This is a genomic window from Streptomyces sp. WZ-12 (assembly GCF_028898845.1).
Lineage (GTDB): Bacteria > Actinomycetota > Actinomycetes > Streptomycetales > Streptomycetaceae > Streptomyces.
The window spans coordinates 2,328,953-2,347,087 of the sequence record NZ_CP118574.1 but is presented as its reverse complement, the minus strand read 5'-3'; the positions used below and the strand labels follow the sequence as shown (position 1 = coordinate 2,347,087).

General features: G+C 67.6%; 15 protein-coding genes and 3 pseudogenes. 14 read left to right on the top strand and 4 right to left on the bottom strand.

What is annotated here, in order from left to right; all coding sequences use genetic code 11:
• Positions 1 to 195: 195 nt before the first annotated feature.
• Positions 196 to 291 (top strand): annotated as a pseudogene (locus tag PV796_RS09820) (IS5/IS1182 family transposase); the annotation flags it as partial.
• Between the two features lie 2 nt (positions 292 to 293).
• On the opposite strand, the gene PV796_RS09815 reads toward PV796_RS09820, so the two are convergent.
• A complete protein-coding gene (locus tag PV796_RS09815) occupies positions 294 to 1,181 on the bottom strand; it encodes an aldo/keto reductase family oxidoreductase (protein WP_274912558.1) in 888 nt (295 codons plus the stop codon).
• A 130-nt stretch (positions 1,182 to 1,311) separates the two neighbouring features.
• On the opposite strand from PV796_RS09815, the gene PV796_RS09810 reads away from it, so the two are divergent.
• The gene (locus PV796_RS09810; protein ID WP_037633303.1) at positions 1,312 to 1,755 is read left to right on the top strand and encodes a winged helix-turn-helix transcriptional regulator; all 444 of its coding nucleotides are present in this window, start codon (positions 1,312 to 1,314) and stop codon (positions 1,753 to 1,755) included.
• Between the two features lie 110 nt (positions 1,756 to 1,865).
• Here the strand turns inward: PV796_RS09810 and PV796_RS09805 are convergent.
• Positions 1,866 to 2,528, bottom strand: a pseudogene (locus tag PV796_RS09805) (transposase); the annotation flags it as partial.
• Between PV796_RS09805 and PV796_RS42355 the strand changes: the two are divergent.
• The 3 genes and pseudogenes from PV796_RS42355 to PV796_RS09790 all read left to right on the top strand — a co-directional run.
• Positions 2,499 to 2,665: pseudogene (locus PV796_RS42355) on the top strand (Sir2 family NAD-dependent protein deacetylase); the annotation flags it as partial. The pseudogenes PV796_RS09805 and PV796_RS42355 sit on opposite strands and share 30 nt — an antisense overlap.
• Positions 2,666 to 3,082: 417 nt before the next feature.
• The gene (locus PV796_RS09795) at positions 3,083 to 4,150 is read left to right on the top strand and encodes an IS110 family transposase (protein ID WP_342456896.1); all 1,068 of its coding nucleotides are present in this window, start codon (positions 3,083 to 3,085) and stop codon (positions 4,148 to 4,150) included.
• A gap of 98 nt (positions 4,151 to 4,248) precedes the next feature.
• The gene (locus PV796_RS09790) at positions 4,249 to 4,413 is read left to right on the top strand and encodes a hypothetical protein (protein ID WP_274912557.1); all 165 of its coding nucleotides are present in this window, start codon (positions 4,249 to 4,251) and stop codon (positions 4,411 to 4,413) included.
• A 345-nt stretch (positions 4,414 to 4,758) separates the two neighbouring features.
• Here the strand turns inward: PV796_RS09790 and PV796_RS09785 are convergent, their stop codons facing one another.
• Entirely contained in the window at positions 4,759 to 4,980 is a 222-nt protein-coding gene (locus PV796_RS09785) for a hypothetical protein (protein WP_274912556.1), read from the bottom strand.
• A 278-nt stretch (positions 4,981 to 5,258) separates the two neighbouring features.
• Here PV796_RS09785 and PV796_RS09780 point away from each other — a divergent pair, with 278 nt between their 5' ends.
• The 4 genes from PV796_RS09780 to PV796_RS09760 all read left to right on the top strand — a co-directional run bounded on the left by PV796_RS09780 (position 5,259) and on the right by PV796_RS09760 (position 9,216).
• Positions 5,259 to 5,792, top strand: a complete 534-nt coding sequence (locus PV796_RS09780; protein WP_274912555.1) for a hypothetical protein — start codon at positions 5,259 to 5,261, stop codon at positions 5,790 to 5,792.
• Positions 5,720 to 7,684, top strand: a complete 1,965-nt coding sequence (locus PV796_RS09775) for a hypothetical protein (protein WP_274912554.1) — start codon at positions 5,720 to 5,722, stop codon at positions 7,682 to 7,684. The genes PV796_RS09780 and PV796_RS09775 overlap by 73 nt, the downstream gene beginning before the upstream one ends.
• A 193-nt stretch (positions 7,685 to 7,877) precedes the next feature.
• Positions 7,878 to 8,180: a hypothetical protein gene (locus PV796_RS09770; RefSeq protein ID WP_274912553.1), complete on the top strand. Its 303-nt coding sequence runs from the start codon at positions 7,878 to 7,880 to the stop codon at positions 8,178 to 8,180.
• Positions 8,181 to 8,859: 679 nt separating this feature from the next.
• The gene (locus tag PV796_RS09760) at positions 8,860 to 9,216 is read left to right on the top strand and encodes an ASCH domain-containing protein (protein ID WP_274912552.1); all 357 of its coding nucleotides are present in this window, start codon (positions 8,860 to 8,862) and stop codon (positions 9,214 to 9,216) included.
• 128 nt (positions 9,217 to 9,344) lie between these two features.
• Here the strand turns inward: PV796_RS09760 and PV796_RS09755 are convergent, their stop codons facing one another.
• On the bottom strand, positions 9,345 to 10,271 hold the full coding sequence (locus PV796_RS09755) for an FG-GAP repeat domain-containing protein (protein ID WP_274912551.1): 927 nt from the start codon (positions 10,269 to 10,271) through the stop codon (positions 9,345 to 9,347).
• A 448-nt stretch (positions 10,272 to 10,719) separates the two neighbouring features.
• Between PV796_RS09755 and PV796_RS09750 the strand changes: the two genes are divergently transcribed.
• The 5 genes from PV796_RS09750 to PV796_RS09730 all read left to right on the top strand — a co-directional run bounded on the left by PV796_RS09750 (position 10,720) and on the right by PV796_RS09730 (position 17,955).
• Positions 10,720 to 14,712 carry a virulence factor gene (locus PV796_RS09750; RefSeq protein ID WP_446750582.1) on the top strand — a complete coding sequence of 1,331 codons (3,993 nt, stop codon included), beginning with the start codon at positions 10,720 to 10,722 and terminating at the stop codon, positions 14,710 to 14,712.
• On the top strand, positions 14,709 to 15,452 hold the full coding sequence (locus PV796_RS09745; protein ID WP_274912550.1) for a hypothetical protein: 744 nt from the start codon (positions 14,709 to 14,711) through the stop codon (positions 15,450 to 15,452). Before PV796_RS09750 ends, PV796_RS09745 begins: the two co-directional genes overlap by 4 nt.
• Positions 15,453 to 15,680: 228 nt before the next feature.
• Positions 15,681 to 15,917 carry a hypothetical protein gene (locus PV796_RS09740; RefSeq protein WP_274912549.1) on the top strand — a complete coding sequence of 79 codons (237 nt, stop codon included), beginning with the start codon at positions 15,681 to 15,683 and terminating at the stop codon, positions 15,915 to 15,917.
• Positions 15,918 to 16,408: 491 nt separating this feature from the next.
• Entirely contained in the window at positions 16,409 to 17,170 is a 762-nt protein-coding gene (locus PV796_RS09735; protein WP_274912548.1) for a DUF6193 family natural product biosynthesis protein, read from the top strand.
• 233 nt (positions 17,171 to 17,403) lie between these two features.
• On the top strand, positions 17,404 to 17,955 hold the full coding sequence (locus tag PV796_RS09730; protein WP_274912547.1) for a Uma2 family endonuclease: 552 nt from the start codon (positions 17,404 to 17,406) through the stop codon (positions 17,953 to 17,955).
• Positions 17,956 to 18,135 lie beyond the last annotated feature (180 nt).

The window sequence follows — 18,135 nt, the reverse complement described above, 5'->3', positions numbered from 1 at the left end:
GGGTGCTTCCGCCCTGATGGAACTCTGCGGCGCTTCCAAGGTTCGGCAGTCCTGGTTGTCAGATGCCGGGATCAACAGAGAGATTTCGGAACTTAGAGCTCACGCGCATAGGCGGTGTGGGGGCCTCGACAACAAGGCGGGCACAGGTGTCAGTGATCATGGAGTTGCGACGCTCTGTGACCGCTGCGGAGACCTGTGCCCGTCCTTCCAGCATGGCTGACCGACCCGCTTTGGGACCAATTCGCGTCGCTGCTACCCGAGCGCCCGAGGGTCAATCCAACCCATCCGCTTCGTCATGGTGACGGGGGGTAGCGGCCGATCTTGTCCAGTTCGGCGACACCCTCGTCGGAGAGTGAGAGTCCCGCGCCCGCGACGTTCTCGCGCAGGTGCGCCACCGACGAGGTGCCGGGGATCAGCAGGATGTTCGGCGTACGCTGCAGCAGCCAGGCCAGGGCGACAGATATCGGCGTCGCCTCCAGCCGAGTGGCCACGGCCGTGAGCGCCGCGGACTGCAGCGGGCTGAAGCCACCGAGGGGGAAGCAGGGCACGTAGGCAATGCCCTGCTCGGCGAGCTCGTCGATCAGCTCGTCGTCGTGGCGGTGGGCGAGGTTGTACATGTTCTGCACACACACGATTGGCGCGATCGCCTGCGCCTCGGCGACCTGTTCCGCCGTCGCGTTGCTTACGCCGAGGTGCCGGATCAGGCCCTGCTGCTGGAGTTCGACAAGCGCCTCGAACGCCTCCGCGAGCGAACCGGTCACTGGGCCCTGGGCGTCGCCGAGCCGGAGGTTGACCACGTCCAGCGTCTCGAGGCCGAGGTTCTCCAAGTTCACCTGGACGGCGCGGCGCAGCTCTTCCGGCCGCCGGGCCGGAGGCCAGCCTCCCTCCTCGTCTCGGGTCGCGCCGACCTTGGTCACGATGTGCAGCGCTTCTCGGTACGGGTGCAGCGCTTCGCGGATCAGCTGGTTGGTGATGTGCGGCCCGTAGGCGTCGGCGGTGTCGATGTGGGTGATGCCGAGGTCGACGGCCTCGCGGAGGACGGCGAGTGCGCCGTCGCGGTCGGCCGGCGGGCCCACGACCCAGGGGCCGGCGAGCTGCATGGCGCCGTAGCCGAATCGGGTGACGGTCAGGTCGCCCAGGGGCCAGGTGCCGCCGGGAAGCAAGGCGGAGGAGGTGCTCATGGTGTGCCTTTCGTGTTGAGCCAGGGGGTGGTGCCCGACGGCTTCTTGCACCATTTTTGGTGTGTAGCTTCCTAACCGGAAGAAGGCACTTCGGAGTGCGTAAGGCACCCGCGGGTGAGAGGAGCGGTCCATGGCAACGATGACGGCGGCCCAGCAGAGGGCACAGGCCAAGGTGGAGTACGACGCCTTCTTGGCGGTCTGCCCCAGTCGCAAGCTGCTCGACCGGCTCTCCGACAAATGGGTCACGCTGATCCTGGCCGCGCTCGGCAGCGACAGCGCGCATCAGCCAGGCACCGACTGCGCCGGCGAGCCCCGGTCGATGCGCTACTCGGAACTGCTGCGCCTGCTGGCCGGCGTCAGCCAGAAGATGCTCACCCAGACGCTGCGCTCCCTGGAGCGCGACGGTTTGATCACCCGCACCGTGACGCCGACCGTGCCGGTCACGGTCACCTACGAGTTGACCGACCTCGGCCTGTCACTGCGCGAAATGATGCGCGGCCTCAAGACCTGGGCCGAGATGCACATGGACGATGTGCTCGCCAACCGCGAGACCTACGACACCCGAGTCGCCTGAATCAAAAGGGCAAGACGTGGCCGGTTGCCCGCTTCAGGCATTGGCCTGGATCAGGGTTGCTGGTCGGCGGGAGCAGTCTGCGTGTAAGAGGCCGCGCAGATGGGCGGGGCTCATGGACGGCGCTTCGGGCGGTCGTCCCAGCGGTGGGTGGTCCAGGCCCGGCGGATCAGGCTACGAATGGTGATGATTGTGTCGGCGAGGTCGAAAAAGGCGTGGATGACGGTCGCGTGGCGCTCGTAGCAGCGGGTGAGGCGGTGGAAGACGTTCTGCCAGGCGTGCGTTCGACGTGTCACCGCCGGCTGGCCTGGATCGGTGCCTGCTCACCCTTGTGCGCGATGCGACCGTGTAGGTGCCGGGCGGTGCGTTCGGTGTGGGTCTTGTCCGAGTCGTAACCGGCGTCGAGGTGCACCGTAATGTCATCGGGTAGCGGCCCGAGGTTGTCCAGCAGGTCCAGGGTCGGCGCGAGCAGCGGCGAGTCGTGACGGTTCGCTCCGGCCAGGACCCGGCCGGAGCGGGGTTCCGTAACCATCCGTCATGCCCGAGCGTTTCAGGCCCTGTTTGCCGCGGTCGACCGGTGATCGCCCGGCCACCTCGCCGCCGCCAGGGGCTTTGGTGATGGAGCCGTCGATGGCGCTCCGATCGAGCACGAGCCCGACTATCCGGTCGTAGGATTCCAGCGCGATCTGCTTGAGCCGGGCGAAGAAGCCGAGCCGGATCCACTCGTCGCGGCGGTTGCGGATGGTGGTCGCCGAGCAGGTCATGTCGGCGATCGCCAGGCGCCCAGGTTCGGGAGGAACGGCCTGCTGTCAGGGTGACCACACAGAACGTCGACGGCCTGTACCGGGGCGCTGGCAGTGAGGGTGTCGTGGAGCTCCACGGGAGCCTGGACTGCGGTGAGACGACGCATCGAGGGCGCACTTTGGCGACTGGGGCTTGCGATGCGCGCGGGCGCGTGTTTCCGTAGCGATGAAGATCCCGGGGGCGCGTGGGCGCTGCTGGGCTTCTACGGGTAACCCTCTCAAAGAGGGGCAGCGGTGTACTGGTGATCTGCAGATGGAAAGAATGGCAGCGATACTGCCGTCGTGCCGTGATTTGGCCCCTGAGATTTCTGACCAAAAGTGTCTTGACGATCCTACGTCGTTCGCGGGGCGAGGCAGTGCGCACAGACGCTGGTTCGGGTGAGCGTGTCTGGAGGACTGCCGTGCGTGAGGAATCTGCACTGTTTCACTGGCGACCGCTCCTCCGGGCCGGTGGCGAGGCTGATGCACAATGTGCAACCACCGACTGGAGTGGATGAACGATCGAATTAACAAGCCCTGTTCATTCCATGGATCATCCTTCTCTAGATGCGGACGAGGTGATTCTTGGGGTTGACACGCACCGAGATATTCACGTGGCTGCCGTGATTTCGATGACGGGGAAGACTCTGGCCATTGAGAGCTTCCCGGCCACCGCAACCGGATATTGTCAACTCGCGCAATGGTCATCTGAGTTAGGTGTTATTCGGCGTGCCGGGGTAGAGGGATCTGGCAACTATGGGGCGGCCCTGTCCCGGTATCTACTGTCGCAAGGCATCGATGTCATCGAGGCTCCTGGGCCGGGGCGTTCGGCTCGTCGTCGGCGGAGCAAATCCGACCAGGGCGATGCAGAAGCTGCCGCCCGTGCCGTGCTTAGTGGCCGTGCGTGCTCCCGAGCGAAGTCAGGGAACGGCCCGATCGAGATCGCGCGTATGTACACCGTGGCCAGGGACTCCGCTGTCAAAGCCCGTACCCAGGCCACTAACCAGCTCAAGGCGGTCCTGGTCACTGCCGATCCAGCGCTGCGGGAAGAGCTGGCTGGCTTGAACCGCCGAGCTCTCATTCGCGCCTGTGCACTGCTCGGTGAAGATGCAGAGGGGACGGATCCTGTGCTGCGGGCCACGAGGTTCACGTTGCGTACGCTGGCCGAGCGAATCGAGCAGCTCAACGTGCAGGCCCGAGAGCTGCAACAGCGGGTGTCTGAGTTGATCGAGGGACATTACCCTCAACTGTGCGCCGCTGTCGGGGTCGGACCGCGGAGCGCCGCTGTTTTGTTGGGCGCCATGGGAGACAATGCGGGCCGCTTGCGCGGTGAAGCGTCGTTCGCCGCTTTGTGCGGGGCAAGCCCGGTTGAATACTCCTCGGGCAGCAGATGCCATCGTCGGCTCAACCGTGGGGGAAACCGGCAGGCGAATGCTGCCCTTCACCGTATTGTGCTGACTCGACTGCGCTGGGACGCGCGTACCCAGGCGTATTACGAGAGACGGGTTGCGGAAGGGAAGACTCGGCGTGAGATCATCCGCTGTCTGAAGCGGTATGTGGCCCGGGAGGTCTACCGGCTCGTCCTGAGACAGTGCCAAGACCCGGGCTGCTCGTGAACGGTTCTGATGAGGGCGCGGGGAGCGGCGCGACCGACGGCGGACGGCGCACCGGTTTTCCAGCGGTGGGCAGTCCGCAGGAACGTCGAGTGTCGGACATGCCCTGTTTCAGAGCTTCGGCGGGACCGGCGCCCATGACGGTCACCCGGCCAGAGCGCAGCGAGGACTTCCGCTCCGCATTCGTGTATGGGATCGCCATGGCCTACGTCGTCTCCCAGGACACCACGCCTCCCCACGCCACGATCACCGACTTCAATCTGTAGCAGCCCGGCCACCGAGCCTTCGCCGCGCATCGAAGGCAGCCTGGATGACCTTGCGACCGCAGGAGTTCGGACAGCGTACGACGGGAGTGGACTACCTGAAGAGGCGCGGCATCGTCGACCAGGACGGTTCACCTCCGCTCGCGCGGAGTGGGCTCGAGGTCGAGGTGGACATCGTCATCCGGTTCACCTCCGCTCGAGCGGAGGTGAACCGGTGATCTCGCCGAGATGTGCGACCGGCACGAAGTCCTCTCCGTGCGAGCGCAGCTGAATCGGCCCTGCCTCCGGGCTACATGGGGCAGTTGCTCGCTCCCTCGTGGCGGTTGTTCGTCGGCTACCGATTCGACCTCATCCCACGCCCTTCAGGACGACGCCGGCGCGACCAGCAGGCGAAAGCCACGGTCGCGCGATGGTGCGGTGCGTGAAGCGCTGAGCCCTGCCTCCTGCTTCGCGCGGCACCGCAGCGACAGAAGGTGGCGCGGCCGCGGCATCGGGGAAGCGCGACTGCTGGATGCCTACGTCTCGTTGGGGCCTCGGCACGCCGATCCACGCGATGGTGCTGCTGCTCACTGCCGTGCTTCCTCCGGTGGGGCTTGCTCGTGTCCCCTGTCGACTCGCTGCCGTACCGCGCATCGCCGGCGGATATCTGCCGGCCGCCGAAGGAGTGCGCTCGACCCTGGTGCCGCGTAGTGGTGACGGTCGGAGGGGGATACGGAAAAGCTTCCTCGGCCGGCGGGCTTCGACGTGCCAGGGCCCGAGACCGCGCCTACCTCGGCCCATCACCAGTCCCGGCAAGGTAAGCACGGCATTTTCGGTTCCTGTCGTGGGCCTCGTGCCACCATTGGGCCATGGGGGACCACAACGACGGTGGCTCGACGCGGCTACCCGCGGCTGCACACAACGACGTCAGCGGCCGGGTATACGGATCGGTGGTCCAGGCTGGCTCAATTACCGGCGGTGTCAACATCACCACCGGGCCCGCTCCCCGGCAACGCCGGCGGAGTGCGCGGGGGCCCCGCGGTGGGCCGTCCGATCTGGACGCGTGGGCCGAGGGCCTGGCCGAAGGCGTCAGGACGTTGTGGGAGCGGGAAGAAGAGCAGCGCCGTGTCCATGATCCGGTGGCATTACCTGTGCGCTGGCACCCGGTTGGAGAACTGGCCGATCACCCCGCCAACATCCGTCGTCTCCAGGCTGGTGACACCGGTGAGCCCTTGGCGCTGGCCGGGCGCATCGAGCAATTGAGTGAGATCTACCGGTCCGTCATCTCCGGTCGGCTGGTCATCCTCGACCCGCCGGCGCCGGGAAGACCGTGCTGGCCGGCCGTCTGGCACTGGACCTGCTGGACAAACACCGGCCGGGCCGGCGGGTGCCGGTCGTCGTGAACGCCGGGACCTGGGACCCGACGACAAGATCGCTGAGCCTCTGGCTGGCCGAGCAGCTCACCCGAGACCACCCCGGCTTGGCCGCTCGCACCGAACGGGGCGGTCCTACCCGGGCCCGCGCGCTCGTCGAGGCCGGCCGGGTGCTGCCCATCCTGGACGGCTTCGACGAGATCCATACCGGGCTGCACAAAGACGCACTGCGCGCGCTCAACGCTGCCCCGGACACCCCGATGGTGATCACAAGCCGGACGCCGGAATTCGCCGCCGCGGTGCACGAGGTGGACGTGCTGACCGCGGCCGCCGTAGTAGAAGTCGACGAGTTGACGGTGGAGGACCTGGCCGGCTACCTGCCCCGCACCGTGGCCAGGCGCCGCACCGGCGTCTGGGACCCGGTCCTGGAGAAGATGAACACCGCACCGCACGAGCCGGGCCCAGCCGCGCTGCGCCGCGTGCTGACCAACCCCCTGATGGTCTTCCTGGCCCGCACCATCTACAGCGACAACCCTCGCCAGGAGCCCGCCGAACTGCTCGACACCGACCGCTTCCCCACCGGGACTGCCCTACAGGACCATCTGCTCGAAGAGTTCCTGCCCGCCGTCTACCACTCCGGCCGGCCGGACCACCCGCCGCGCTGGCCCGAAGACCGCGCACGCCACTACCTCACCCACCTCGCCGACCACCTCCGCAAGGCAGGCACGGTCGATCTGGCCTGGTGGCAACTGCGTGACACCATCCCGCGGTGGAAACGCACCCTCATCCTCGCCGTGGTAGACGCACTGCTGGTGACTCTGGCGCTCGGACTCACGTATGAGCGCACAGAAGCGGTGCCGTCTTTCTTCACAGCCGACGGCGACGTGCAAGGGCAGGTTCGCGTGCTTGCGATAGGGGCGATGGACGGGCTTCTGGCCATGCTGAGCAGTGGGGTCGCAGTCGCCCTGACGGCCGGACTCGGCAGATGGCTCCACATCAGACGTCTGCGCAGGCCCGCCCTTGCCCTCGGGGTCGGGCTCGGGACCGTAGTCGCAAGCGGACTCTCCTTCACAGTCGTCAGCACGCTGGTGGGGGATGGGAGAGGAGGCTGGTGGGTGGATGCGGTCGCAGCCCAGCTCACCGCCGGGCTCCTGGGAGACCTTCCCGGTGGACTCAGGGTGGGCTTGACACTCGGACTCACGGCCGGTCTTGTGGCGGGACTCGTCGGATTGCGCAGCGTGGGACCTCAACCGGCCGGCACGCGCCTGCAGATCCGTGGACGGGTCCGGTTCATCTCCGGCAGGTTCGTGGCGGGGATGCTCGTCGGGCTGCTGCTGGGGCTTGCGAACGGGTTCGTCAGCGGGCTCTTCGGGCTCGGGAAGGGCGCTGCTGCCATGGCCGCGGACGGGCTCTCGTTCGGGAAAACGGATGTGCTCGAAGATGCGTTCGTGATCTTGTCGGGGGTGGGTCTCGTGTTTGCTCTCGTAGCCGCGCTCGCGTTCGGGCTTGAGGCACCCGCCCATTCGGCCGATGTGGTCGGCGCGGCGGAGTCGCTGGCCCGAGACCGGCGAAACGCCATCCGTAAAGGGCTCGTGGTAGGACTGGCGGTCGGCCCCCTGGTTGCTGCCGCGTACAGCCTGCCGTACGGGCTTGCAGCAGCAGTGCTGGCAGGATTCGTGAGCGTGCGTGCCACCAGCGCTTGGATGCACTGGCTGGTACTGGTACGCGGATGGCTACCAGTCGCGGGGCACTTGCCCTGGCGCGTTCAGGCATTTCTCACCGACGCCTACCATCGCGGCGTACTACGACAGACCGGCGCCGTCTACCAATTCCGCCATGCTCGCCTCCAACAAAATCTCCTGATCACCCGCCACAAAACCTTGAGCCCAAACGCCACCACCCAACAGTCCCACCCCCGGTAACCACACGGCCAGGACGTCGTGCCCCGTGAGGCGGCCAAGCCTCTGGCCCCCTTACGGAGGATGTGGTCGAGCTCGCTGACGTCGACCGGGGAGAGGACCAGGATGCGCCGGCGGGCAACTCGCTCGATGCACGTCCGACAAGCACGGCCGCTGACCGTCCGGCAGCTGCCAGCGCCTGGGTGAGCATCTGCGGTTGGGCAGTCCGATCGCGGACCCGGTCGGCTGGCTGATCGGTCGGGCACCGCCGCGCCGGCAGGACTGCGCGGAGCCACCGTGCGACGACGGCGTGCTGCTCGGCGTGGGCCGGGACTGTCCGCGATGCGAGAGCCGGCAACTCGACCGTCGTGCGCAGCGCAGCGTGGTCGCGGCCGCCGTCGACGCTGCGCTGCCCGGGGTGTCGGAGGCCGAGCGGCGGGTGGCTGTGGCGGTGATTGTCGTAGGTGAAGTCGGCGACAGGCTGCGGCGGCGTTTCTTCCCTCGCCTGCGGACGAGCTGACTGCGGCTCCCTGCTCTTCGTAGCGCCCCTGACTGAGGCTGGGGCGCCGCCGCGGCCAGGAGTTCGTGCCCTCCGTCAGCGACCGGCAGGACCGATCGGCGCGACGTTGTGCGTCGTCAGGTTGTCGGTGCCGACCGAAGTCGCTACACGTCCCGCAGGAGCGTGCGACGTTGTCCGTCCACCCGGCGGTGTGCCTCCACCACGGGCCCTACGAGGTCGCCGTCCGCCCCTCCGGTGGCGGGTACCTCGACCTGGCGACGCTTTACAAACCTCGTCAAGGAAGTCCTCCTCGCCGAGGAACGGGACCGGCTTCACGTCATGGTCAAGGGCGGCGACTGGGTGTTCGGCTCACAGCTCGTCGACTGCGCCATGCAGGCCGCCGGGCTCGGAGCGAGCGGACAGCTCCCCGCCCGCCTGTTCTGCCGGCAGGTCGTCACCGACACCGGCGCCAAGCTCAGCAAGTCCCTGATCCGCGACGGCCGCGCCCCCTTGCCGGATGGCGCCGCCCCCCCTGGACGCTCGACACCCGCATGTGGGCAGGCTCATTGCCCGAGTACGCCGGGGCCTGCTGCGCATGGCCGATGTGCTGCTGAGCGACCCGGGGCACTTCTTCCGCTCGTACTCGGCCGGCGGACTCGGCCGCCTCATGACCGCCTGCGACAAGGAGCATCTCCGCACCATGACCGACACCACGACCCGCGTCCACGAGCTGAACCTGTTCCGGCGCTACTTCGATCTCGTCGCAGCTGGCCGGAAGAGCATCGAGGTGCGCGTCCGGTACCCGCACCTCCAAGACCTCGCGGCTGGCCACCTGATCCGCTTCCGAATCAAGGACACCGAGGAGACATGCGAAGTGCGCGTGACGCGAGTCGCCGAGTACCCCGACTTCAAGGCACTGCTCGACGGCGAGGGGCCAGCCAACATCAACCCCACATCCAGCCGTGAACAGCAGCTCACCAACATCCGGAGCATCTACCCCCCGGAGAAGGAAGCGCTCGGCGCGCTCGCCATCGAAATCGAACTCGTCGAGTCGTGAGGCGCCGGCCCCGCCCCGCCCGCCTCACCGAGACCCTCGGCGACGAGCAGGACTGATACCTCTCCGAGCGCCACCCGCTCGAGGCCGTCGTCGGCCGGGTGCAGGTCGAGGGCGGAAGGTTTGGCTGGTCAGGAGAACATCACGCGGTAGGTCTGGTAGCCATAGCCGATGTTGCGCTTCGGCTCGTAGGGGGCTGCCGCGTTTCCGGTGCCCTTGTAGAAGTAGAGGTCGCCGTTGGGTTGGCGGGCGATGAGGTCGGCTTTGCCGTCGAGGTCCATGTCGCCTGTGGCGACCAGAGCGTCGTAGGCGTTCCAGCCGCTCCCGATCTTCGTGCGTGCCGCGAAGGGGGCATCGGGGTTTCCGGTGCCCTGGTAGAGCCATAGGGCTCCGGTGGTGTCGCGGGCGACGATGTCGGGCCAGTTGTCTCCGTTGAGATCGCCTTTGCCGGCGATTTGTGTGTAGGCGTCCCAGCCGGCGCCGATCTTGCGGCGGGCGGTGACGGTGCCGTCGCCGTAGCCCAAGTACAGCCACAGGACGCCGGTTGAGTCCCGGCCGAGCACGTCGTAGCCGGGGGCGCCGCCGAGGTTGCCTGGGGAGAGGATGGTGTCGTAGATGTTCCAGCCGCTTCCAACGTACCCGTAGCTACTGGACATTCCGCCGTCAGTCGTCCAGATCCAGGTGTCGTCGGCGACGCCGTCGCCGTCGTCGTCGGCACTGCTGGCTGTGCGTACGTCCTTGTAGTCGGTGGCGAGGAGTTCGCGGGGGGCGAGGACCTGGGAGTTGTCGGGCGCGTAGGAGTAGAGGTTGCCCTGGGTGTCGATGGCAAACATGCCGAAGACCGCGGCCTGTGAGGTGGATGTCAGGGACGAGTGGGGGCGCACCGGGGCTGCGTCGCGGGCCGCCTTCGTGACCAGGGCGGGGTCGGGTGCCTTGGATGAGGGGGCGGTGTCCGCTGACGCGGAGCTGCCTGTGGTGGCGATCAGGGCTGCGGTTATGAAGGTGACGGCAAGTTGTGAAAGCAGTCTGCTGGGTTGGTAATTGGCGAGGATAGGCATGGGCTCTCCCGTGAACTGGGGATACTCGCAGGTGATGGTCGGCCCTGATGAGCTGCCGAAGATTGCGTGGGGACTGCCCGGATACGCCAGTTCATAGCGAGCGAGCCGCGCAACCAGCTCATGTGACTGGCAGTCACTTGTGGAGCGTCGCGGTGATCACTGTGCGGGTTGGCCGCCTCACAGATCTTGTCATATGTGCATGCTGTGTGCCTAGTGTGTGCATCCTGTGGTGCGCCTGTGAGGTTCAAGTCTGTTGATGTGGCCGGATGCCCGCCTCCCGCCGGCCTCCCTCACCGTCAATTCGCCCTTAACGCACCGAAATGAGGCAATTCATGTCAGGTCCATGCCCACTCGCGTCGCCGCACGGCGGCACACAGAAGGAGTCGATTTGCCTCCCGATGCTTCGTCAAGTAGACGCAGAAAACGAAGACTTAACCGCCTCGCCCCGGTGCTGACCCCCGTCACCGCGCTGGCTCTGATGTCAGGGCTGGCAGTCCAGCCGGGAGCCGTGACGCCGAAGCGGGGCGACCGCATCGGCAACGTCAGTAACTCCTACGACTGGTACGAGGACACTGCGGCCGAGAAGCTGCGGCAAGACCAGTGCCTGATGAACGACGTGCTGCGGCTGGGCGGAACGTCCATGGCCGCGACGGCCCAGGACGGCCTCAACCAGCCGCCGGACAAGCTGCACGTCCTGGCCAACCGCGCGTACTGGCAAGACACCCCACTCAGCCAAGCCTTTAGCAGTGACCGGGACGCCGCCTACACGGCCATACAGGCCCTCACTGCCTTGGCCAAGGGGTGGCAGACGCCCCTGGAGGGTCTGGACACGCCAGGCGGTTTCACGGACTCCGACTTCCACTGGCCACCTGGCTCCCCGGGCGATGGGAAGAAGGATTTCTACGGTCAGACCGGCCTCGGGCAGTGGTACAGCGGGCTCTTCTGGCAGGAAGAGGACCAGTTCTACGAGGACCCCACCCCCTCCGCCGACAAGGAGACGAAGAACGCGGTGGCCGCCCAGGGCGGCCCGCTGTACGGCGAATCACCGAACCCGAACCTGCCGACCGACGAGTGGAACCGTGCCCTCGCCGAGCACGACGCGTACCAACACCTGGTGCACGAGCCGTTGGAGCCGACGGGCACCGACGACGCCCGTATCTTCCTGGAGTCGGGAGGCTTCCCCAAGTCGGCGCCCCAGCCGGACAGTGCCGAGTTCCGCATCGCGGTCGAGAGCCTCAAGAACCGCTTCGCCGCCTGCACGTGGCGCGACCCGATCGATCCCAACAAGGTCCTCGGCAATGAACTGGGCACCGCCGCTGAGGAGTGGCAGCAGGAGATCTCCTCACAGGCCACGCAGCGCAACCAGATCCTGGACGCCAACACCAACGCGACCAAGGAGCTGGCTTCCGGGGCGAAGATCCTCGGCAACATGCTGGGCAACTCCTGGGTGGCCGACCACGTCGCCCGGTGGCAGTCCTACTGGTCCCCTGGCGGGGCCGGCAGCAGTCAGCCCACCAAGCCCGATGCGGCGCAGTTCGACAAGGCCAAGAAGAGCCTGGCGAATGCCCAGTCGGTGACGAAGTCTCAGCTGATCCTGCTCAAGCAGCAGGCAGCCGCGGCCAAGAGGGCCGTCACCACCAGCGACACCGCTGAGCAGGCTGCCTACACCATCGCCGATACCAACGGAGCCCCACGTGGGCGCGGGTTGTTGGTCGCCCAGCAAAAGGCTCAGGTCACCCATGGCACCGCGGCCGCGCTGGACGCGATGGTGATTGCCGCGCAGACGGCTGAAGCGGCCACGCACGCTTCGGCCTCCGACAGCGCGACGATCGCGCAGCGCGCGCTGGCGCAGGCTGCGCAGTCGAAGGCGGAGTTCCGTAAAGAGGCGGCACGGTTCGCCGAGCAGCAGGCCAAAGCCTCCGCCGCTTCCGCGAAGCAGCATCGCGACAACGCGAAGAAGGACAAGGAGACTGCCGAAAGCAAGCTGCAAGTCGCCCTCAAGGCCGAGGCCGATGCGAAGGCCGCGGCGGCCGATGCGCGCGCCAAGCGGCTGACAGCAGAGGCTGAGGAGAAGACGGCCAAGGCGCAGAAGGCAACAGCTGACGCCAAGAAGGCGGAGGCCGCCGAGCACAAGCGCAACGCTCAGAGCTACCAGTCCACGGCGGAAGAAGCCAAGAAGAAGGCCGAGACCGCGGCCACCACGGCCTCCCAAAAGCGTCAAGGTGCGGAGGCGGCCCGCGATAACGCCAAGGCCAAGCGGGACGACGCCTGGGACGCCGAACAGAAGGCAGACACGGCACGCGCAAAGGCAGACGCCAAGGACGCGTACGCCGCTGCGCACGAGGCCGACGACGATGCCACCGACGCCCGCGCGGCAGCCGACGCTGCGGATCACGCGGCCGATACCGCCGAGTCAGCGGCGAAGTCGGCACGCAGTGAAGCCAACGCGGCTACCCAGGCCGCAGCGGACGCGGATGCGGCGGCCACTCGCGCCGAAGCCGCCGCAACCCGGGCCCGAGCCGCGTCCGACGCAGCCCAGGCCGACAAGCTCAAGGCCGACGCCGCGGTAAGGACCGCCACCAGCGCCGCAGCGGAGGCCATCGCCGCATCCCAGCATGCCGCGGCGGAGGCCAACGCTGCCGTCAAGGACGCCGACGAGGCCGAGCAGCACGCCAAGGAAGCTAAGTCCCATGCTGACGAGGCGCAGAAGGAGACCATCAAAGCCCGGGCAGCGGCGGCAAAGGCTGCTGGCTTCGCTTACGCCACCGCCCAGGCTGCCGCCGACGCCCGTCAAGCGGCAGCGCAGGTCGCCAAGCCGGCCAATGACGCCATCCAACTGGGCTCGCCCTACATCACTACCGACTCCGCGGCCCCCCTGGTAGTGCTCTCCGGCCAGGGCTCGAAGACCATCGCCGAGCAACAGGCCGCTGTGGCCCAGGCACACGCCAACAACGCCAAGAAGGAAGCAGCACTCGCCCAGAGCCTCGCCGACAAGGCCGCCGCGGACACGAAGGCCGCCTACCAAAGCGCCGCCAACGCCGCCAACTACGCATCAGAAGCGCGTGGTTACGCCAACGAAGCACTCGGCTACTCTGCCGACGCCGCGGAAGCCGCGTCCAAAGCCGCGCAGTCGCTGACCCGTACGATCGAATACAGCCGGCAGGCCACCGAGGACGCCGCAGCGGCCGACGCGGCGGCCGGCAGAGCCGAAGGCTACGCCCAGGACGCCCGCGACTCCGCCGACGCAGCAGCCCTCGACGCCGAGGCAGCCCGTCAGGCCGCTGACGCAGCGGAGCAGGCCGCCAATGAAGCCCGTGAAGCGGCCAATCGTGCGGACGCGGACGCCACCGCAGCTGAAGAAGTGGCCAAGGAGGCCCAGACGTACGCGGAATCCGCGCAGCAAGCAGCCGATCAGGCCGAGCGCGAGGATGCGAACAAGCAGGTCTCGACGGGCGCCGGAACCGGCGTCGGCCGTGTCTTCTACGTCGTCGACAAGGTCACAGAGGCCGGACCGGCCAAGCAGCTCAACCAGTGCGACTACGTGCCTCAGGGCTGCACAGTGACCTACGAGCTACACCTCGATGTCACGGTCAGCTACTACTACTGCCTCAATCCCGACGTCCCCGCCACTGAGGCAGGCTGCCCGCAACCGGACACGTTGTTCCTCGGCACAGAGACGCTCAAGAACCAGACGAACAACTGGACCCACCACTTCAGCTTCGGTGACATCACCCGGCTCGGCTGGCAAAACCTCTTCGGCGACAAGGTCGGCGCCGTCCTGTACGAGATCGTGCTGGGTGACGCCATCCGGTGCTACCACGGTGACAAGTCCAGCTGCGCCTGGGCCGCCGTGGTGCTCGTACCACCCTCGATGGCCGTGAAACTCGCCGAAGCGGCCAAGCTCGCCGTACGGGCCGAACAGGCCATCAAGACCGGTGAGGATGCCGCACAGGTTCTCGCGGATCTGAAGAAGATCTACGGAGAGAAGGGCGCCGCCCAGATCGGCGACCCCACGAGTGCGGCGGGAATGGGGTTCCGTATCGCGGCCGGTGTGGCGGAGCGAGCAAAGATCGCCCGGGGTCCCCTCGACCCCAAGTTGCTAGAAAGGCTCCAGGCCGCCGGAGTGGGCTTCAGCAGGGCGGACACGCTCTGGATAATCGAGTACGCCAAACCCGGCGTTCCCCTTGCCTGGCTGGAGAAAGGCAACGTCAATTCGGGCCTGATACATACTCTGTTCCGGCACGCAGGGGAGTTCGCACAGGCGGGAGTTCGGGTGGAGGACATCCCTGCCCTCCTGAAGAAGGCCCTGACCGAGGGCACGCGGGTCGGCACCCAAGGACGCACCAGAATAGTCTACGAGGTCGTCTTCAACGGCAAGAGCCAGCGAGTGGCCATTGACGTGAGCAGCAACGGATTCGTGATCGGAGCAAACCCCGCATGACCTTCGAAGAACTGCGCTACGTGCTCGTTCAGGCCCGCGGTGAGCAGTCCGCGCTGTACGAGACGCCGGAGCCCGGACCCCGCGAGGACTTCGGCGTCATCATCCGCAACATTCCGCTGAACGATGACCGGCTGCTCCTTCCCGCGGATCTCGCCGACGCGCTGCGCTCCTGGTCGCTGTCCCGCCCGCCGGAGGGCCGTGCCTCCCGCCCGGACCTGTGCAAGCATGCCGGCCAGGGCCTGGCGCTCACCCAGCGGCTGGCAAAACACCTCGGGCCGTCGTGGGCGGTGCGCTACTGGGACGAGCACCACAGAACGACGAAGTGGACATGCTGGGAATGTGACCGCTTGCACTGGGCTCGCGACAGCCACGACACACCGCCGCCTCCGGTCCACCTCACGGTGGAGGGCGAGTACGGCTACGGTCCGCTGCGCTCGGAGGGATTCGGGGACTTCCTTCCCGACGATCCCTCCGCCGGGCTGACCCTGTCCGACGATCTCGTCGCCGCTCTGTACACGTGGGCGAAGACCATCGACACCACACTGAACCTGGACTTGCGGGACCGGGAGGACGGCAAGTACGACGCCGAGTGGGAGCGGCTGTTCCACGAAGGCGCGGAGCTGGCACGACGCGTCGCCCACGAGGTCGGCCCTGCCCGGACGGTGACCTACAGAGGTCTGGCCAACGGTGGTCTGGCAGCGATCACGCGCATCACCTGGCGAGGGGACCAGCAGTTGTAACACTCGCACCCCATGCACCACTGGGCCCGCACTCACCCGAGTGCGGGCCCAGTGAGCTTGATGGGCGGCCCGAGACGGCGCCGACAAGGATAGGCACGGCCAAGACGCCTGCGGGCTCCGGGCCGCCGTGGCTGGCCGGCGGCCCTGACGGTGCCGACAAGGCATCCGCGACGTGTCCCACTGCGCGGTCCCGAGGACTACCCCCGCACGCGCAGGGACGACTTGCCGGTGCTCTCTACCGTCATGGACCGCAAGCTCAAGCCCCTGCTCTACGCAGAAGCCGCGACCCCGCACTACTGGCGCCTGGAGTTCGACCCGGCCCCGCGTCTGATCACCTGCGAGCTGGACGCCGGCCGGTACGTCGAAACGGCGACCGCTCTGCCGGGCACCGTGACCCGCATCGAGAAGCCGTTGCCCTTCGACATCGCCCCGGCCGGACTGGCCCAGCCGCAGCATAGAAGGTGAGTTCGCACCCTCGGGCACCAGCACCGCGCCGACCGCCAGGAACTGCAGCCGGCACCGTTTCCAGTGGAAACGGTGCCAGACCGACGGCACGGCAGCGATGGACCACCATGGCCGCCGTCGCGGCCGCGCGGGCCGAGGCCCACGTCGACGCCACGGTTGCTGCGTCAGCACCGGTCGTGTTGCCGGGCCGCCATCGCTCCCGAGCCAGAGGCGAAGCTCGAGGACACCGACGAGGACCAGGAGCTGGTCCTTGAGGAGCTGCCCCGCGCGCAGAACCGCCGGCGGTGCGACGCCCCTGCCCTGTACGGATACCTGCCCGCACCGGCCAGCTCGGGACACAGGCCGCGACGACGGACCCGAGAGCGACATCGCACGACGTCGTGGGTCGACCCGACAGCTGCCCTGGCAAGACCATCGACGGCCCGAAGGCACTGGCCCGCCGGACCAGAGGGGCAGGCCTTCGCAGTCCCGACCTCCCGCATAATGCCGCCATGGATGCGCCACGGGGCCAAGACATTGTTGAAGCACGCTGGCATGCCGTTCGTGAAGACGGACGAGTCCACGACGAACTGTTCCACGCTGCCTACCAGGAGCCCCGCTTGCGGCAGTTGTTCCCCTGGACCGGCACGGGCGAACTTCACTTCAGCCGTTGTACCGAGCCCCGCTGGACCTGGGACATCCCCTATGTTCAGCCGGCCAGCGGCGGTGGCTACTGGGTCTCTGGGCCTCTCCGCAACGAGTCGGTCGGTCCAGCAGCGACCGCGAAGGAGGCAGTTGCCATGATCGTCGAACGGCTCCCCCTCAGCTGCGGCCCGGCCTTCATCGGGACACCCGAAGAACTCGAGATCAACCCTCGGAGGGGACCTTCGTCGTTGGCAGTCGCGCCCGGGGCCCTCCAGCTCCACCAGTTCGTGACGGAGGATGAGGGTATGAGCGACGACAGTGACTTCGAGGTCATATCCCGCCTGTGGCAGGAATTCTGGGTGGCGCCTTTCCCTGCCCGGCTTCGTGGTGTGGAACTTGCTGGTCAGGACATGGTCCTGCTGGACGCGGACCTCGCGGGGTGCGTGTCCACCTGGGTGAACAACGGCGGAGAGCTCGACGCCTGGAGGCTCGGGATTCTGGGTGAGTGCCTGACCGCCTTGGAAGAGGCCCTGCCGCAGATCACCGACGCAGAGGGTCTCGACTACTACCGGCGCCTGCACCACATGTCCAGGCTCACCTTGATGGCCACACCCCAGGCCACTGGGTAAGGCTGGCCGTGGGCGACGACTGCGGAATCATGCGTCGGCTCCCCACGGCCCGCAGACGCACTTCGGGCCCAGAGACAGCACTCTCGGGGCCCGACGGGATGGATACCGACCTGCTCAACGACCCGGCCCCGGCCCTGTCACGCACCAACACCAGCAACAGCAGCACGTCGCCCCCGCGGCCAGCCGGGGCGCTACGTTGAGAGCACGCGCCGCCGCAGCTGAAGGACGGCCCAGTGAGTGAAGTCCCCGCCGACTACGCCCAGGGCATCGACCCCGAACGGGCCCTGAAGTACGCCATCCAGCACCTCAAGGACGACCGCGCCGAAATCATCGAAGGGGTCATAGAGACCGTGCCGCCCAGCTGGGATCACGAAGCCGTCGCCGACGCCCTCCGAGAGCAGATCCGCGGCCGCGCCCGCGAACTCGGCTGCGTCATCGGCTCCGGCGACCTCGACCTGCCGGGTTCGGCGAACTGGTATATCCCCGACCTCGCCGTCGTCCCCGCGGCCGCGGCCAAGGGTGCCGGCGCCCTGCTGCCCGCCGACACCCTCCTCGTCGTCGAGGTCACCTCCGAGTCCAACGGCGACACCGACCGCGTCGTCAAACGCAAGCGCTACGCCGAGTACGGGGCTCCGCTGTACCTGCTGGTGGACCGTCAGGAGCGATCGGTCACGCTGTTCGTCGAGCCCGGCCGCCTGGACTACACCCGCGTCGACGGGCCCCACCCCTACGGCACCACGATCCGGCTTCCGGAGCCGTTCGGCCTCGACACTAGCGCCTTCTGACCCGCTGGCGTCAGCCTGGCCCCACCGCGAAGCCGCCGGCGGCCTGCGGACCGACACGCGCCCACCGTTACGCCTCCACGTGAGGGATCTCCGGCGCCGAGCCGGCCCGTGCCCGGGCGTGCCGCAGTGGGCGTTGTCCCGTCGGTCAGAAGGCGAGGCCGTGCGGCTGGTGGGCCCTGA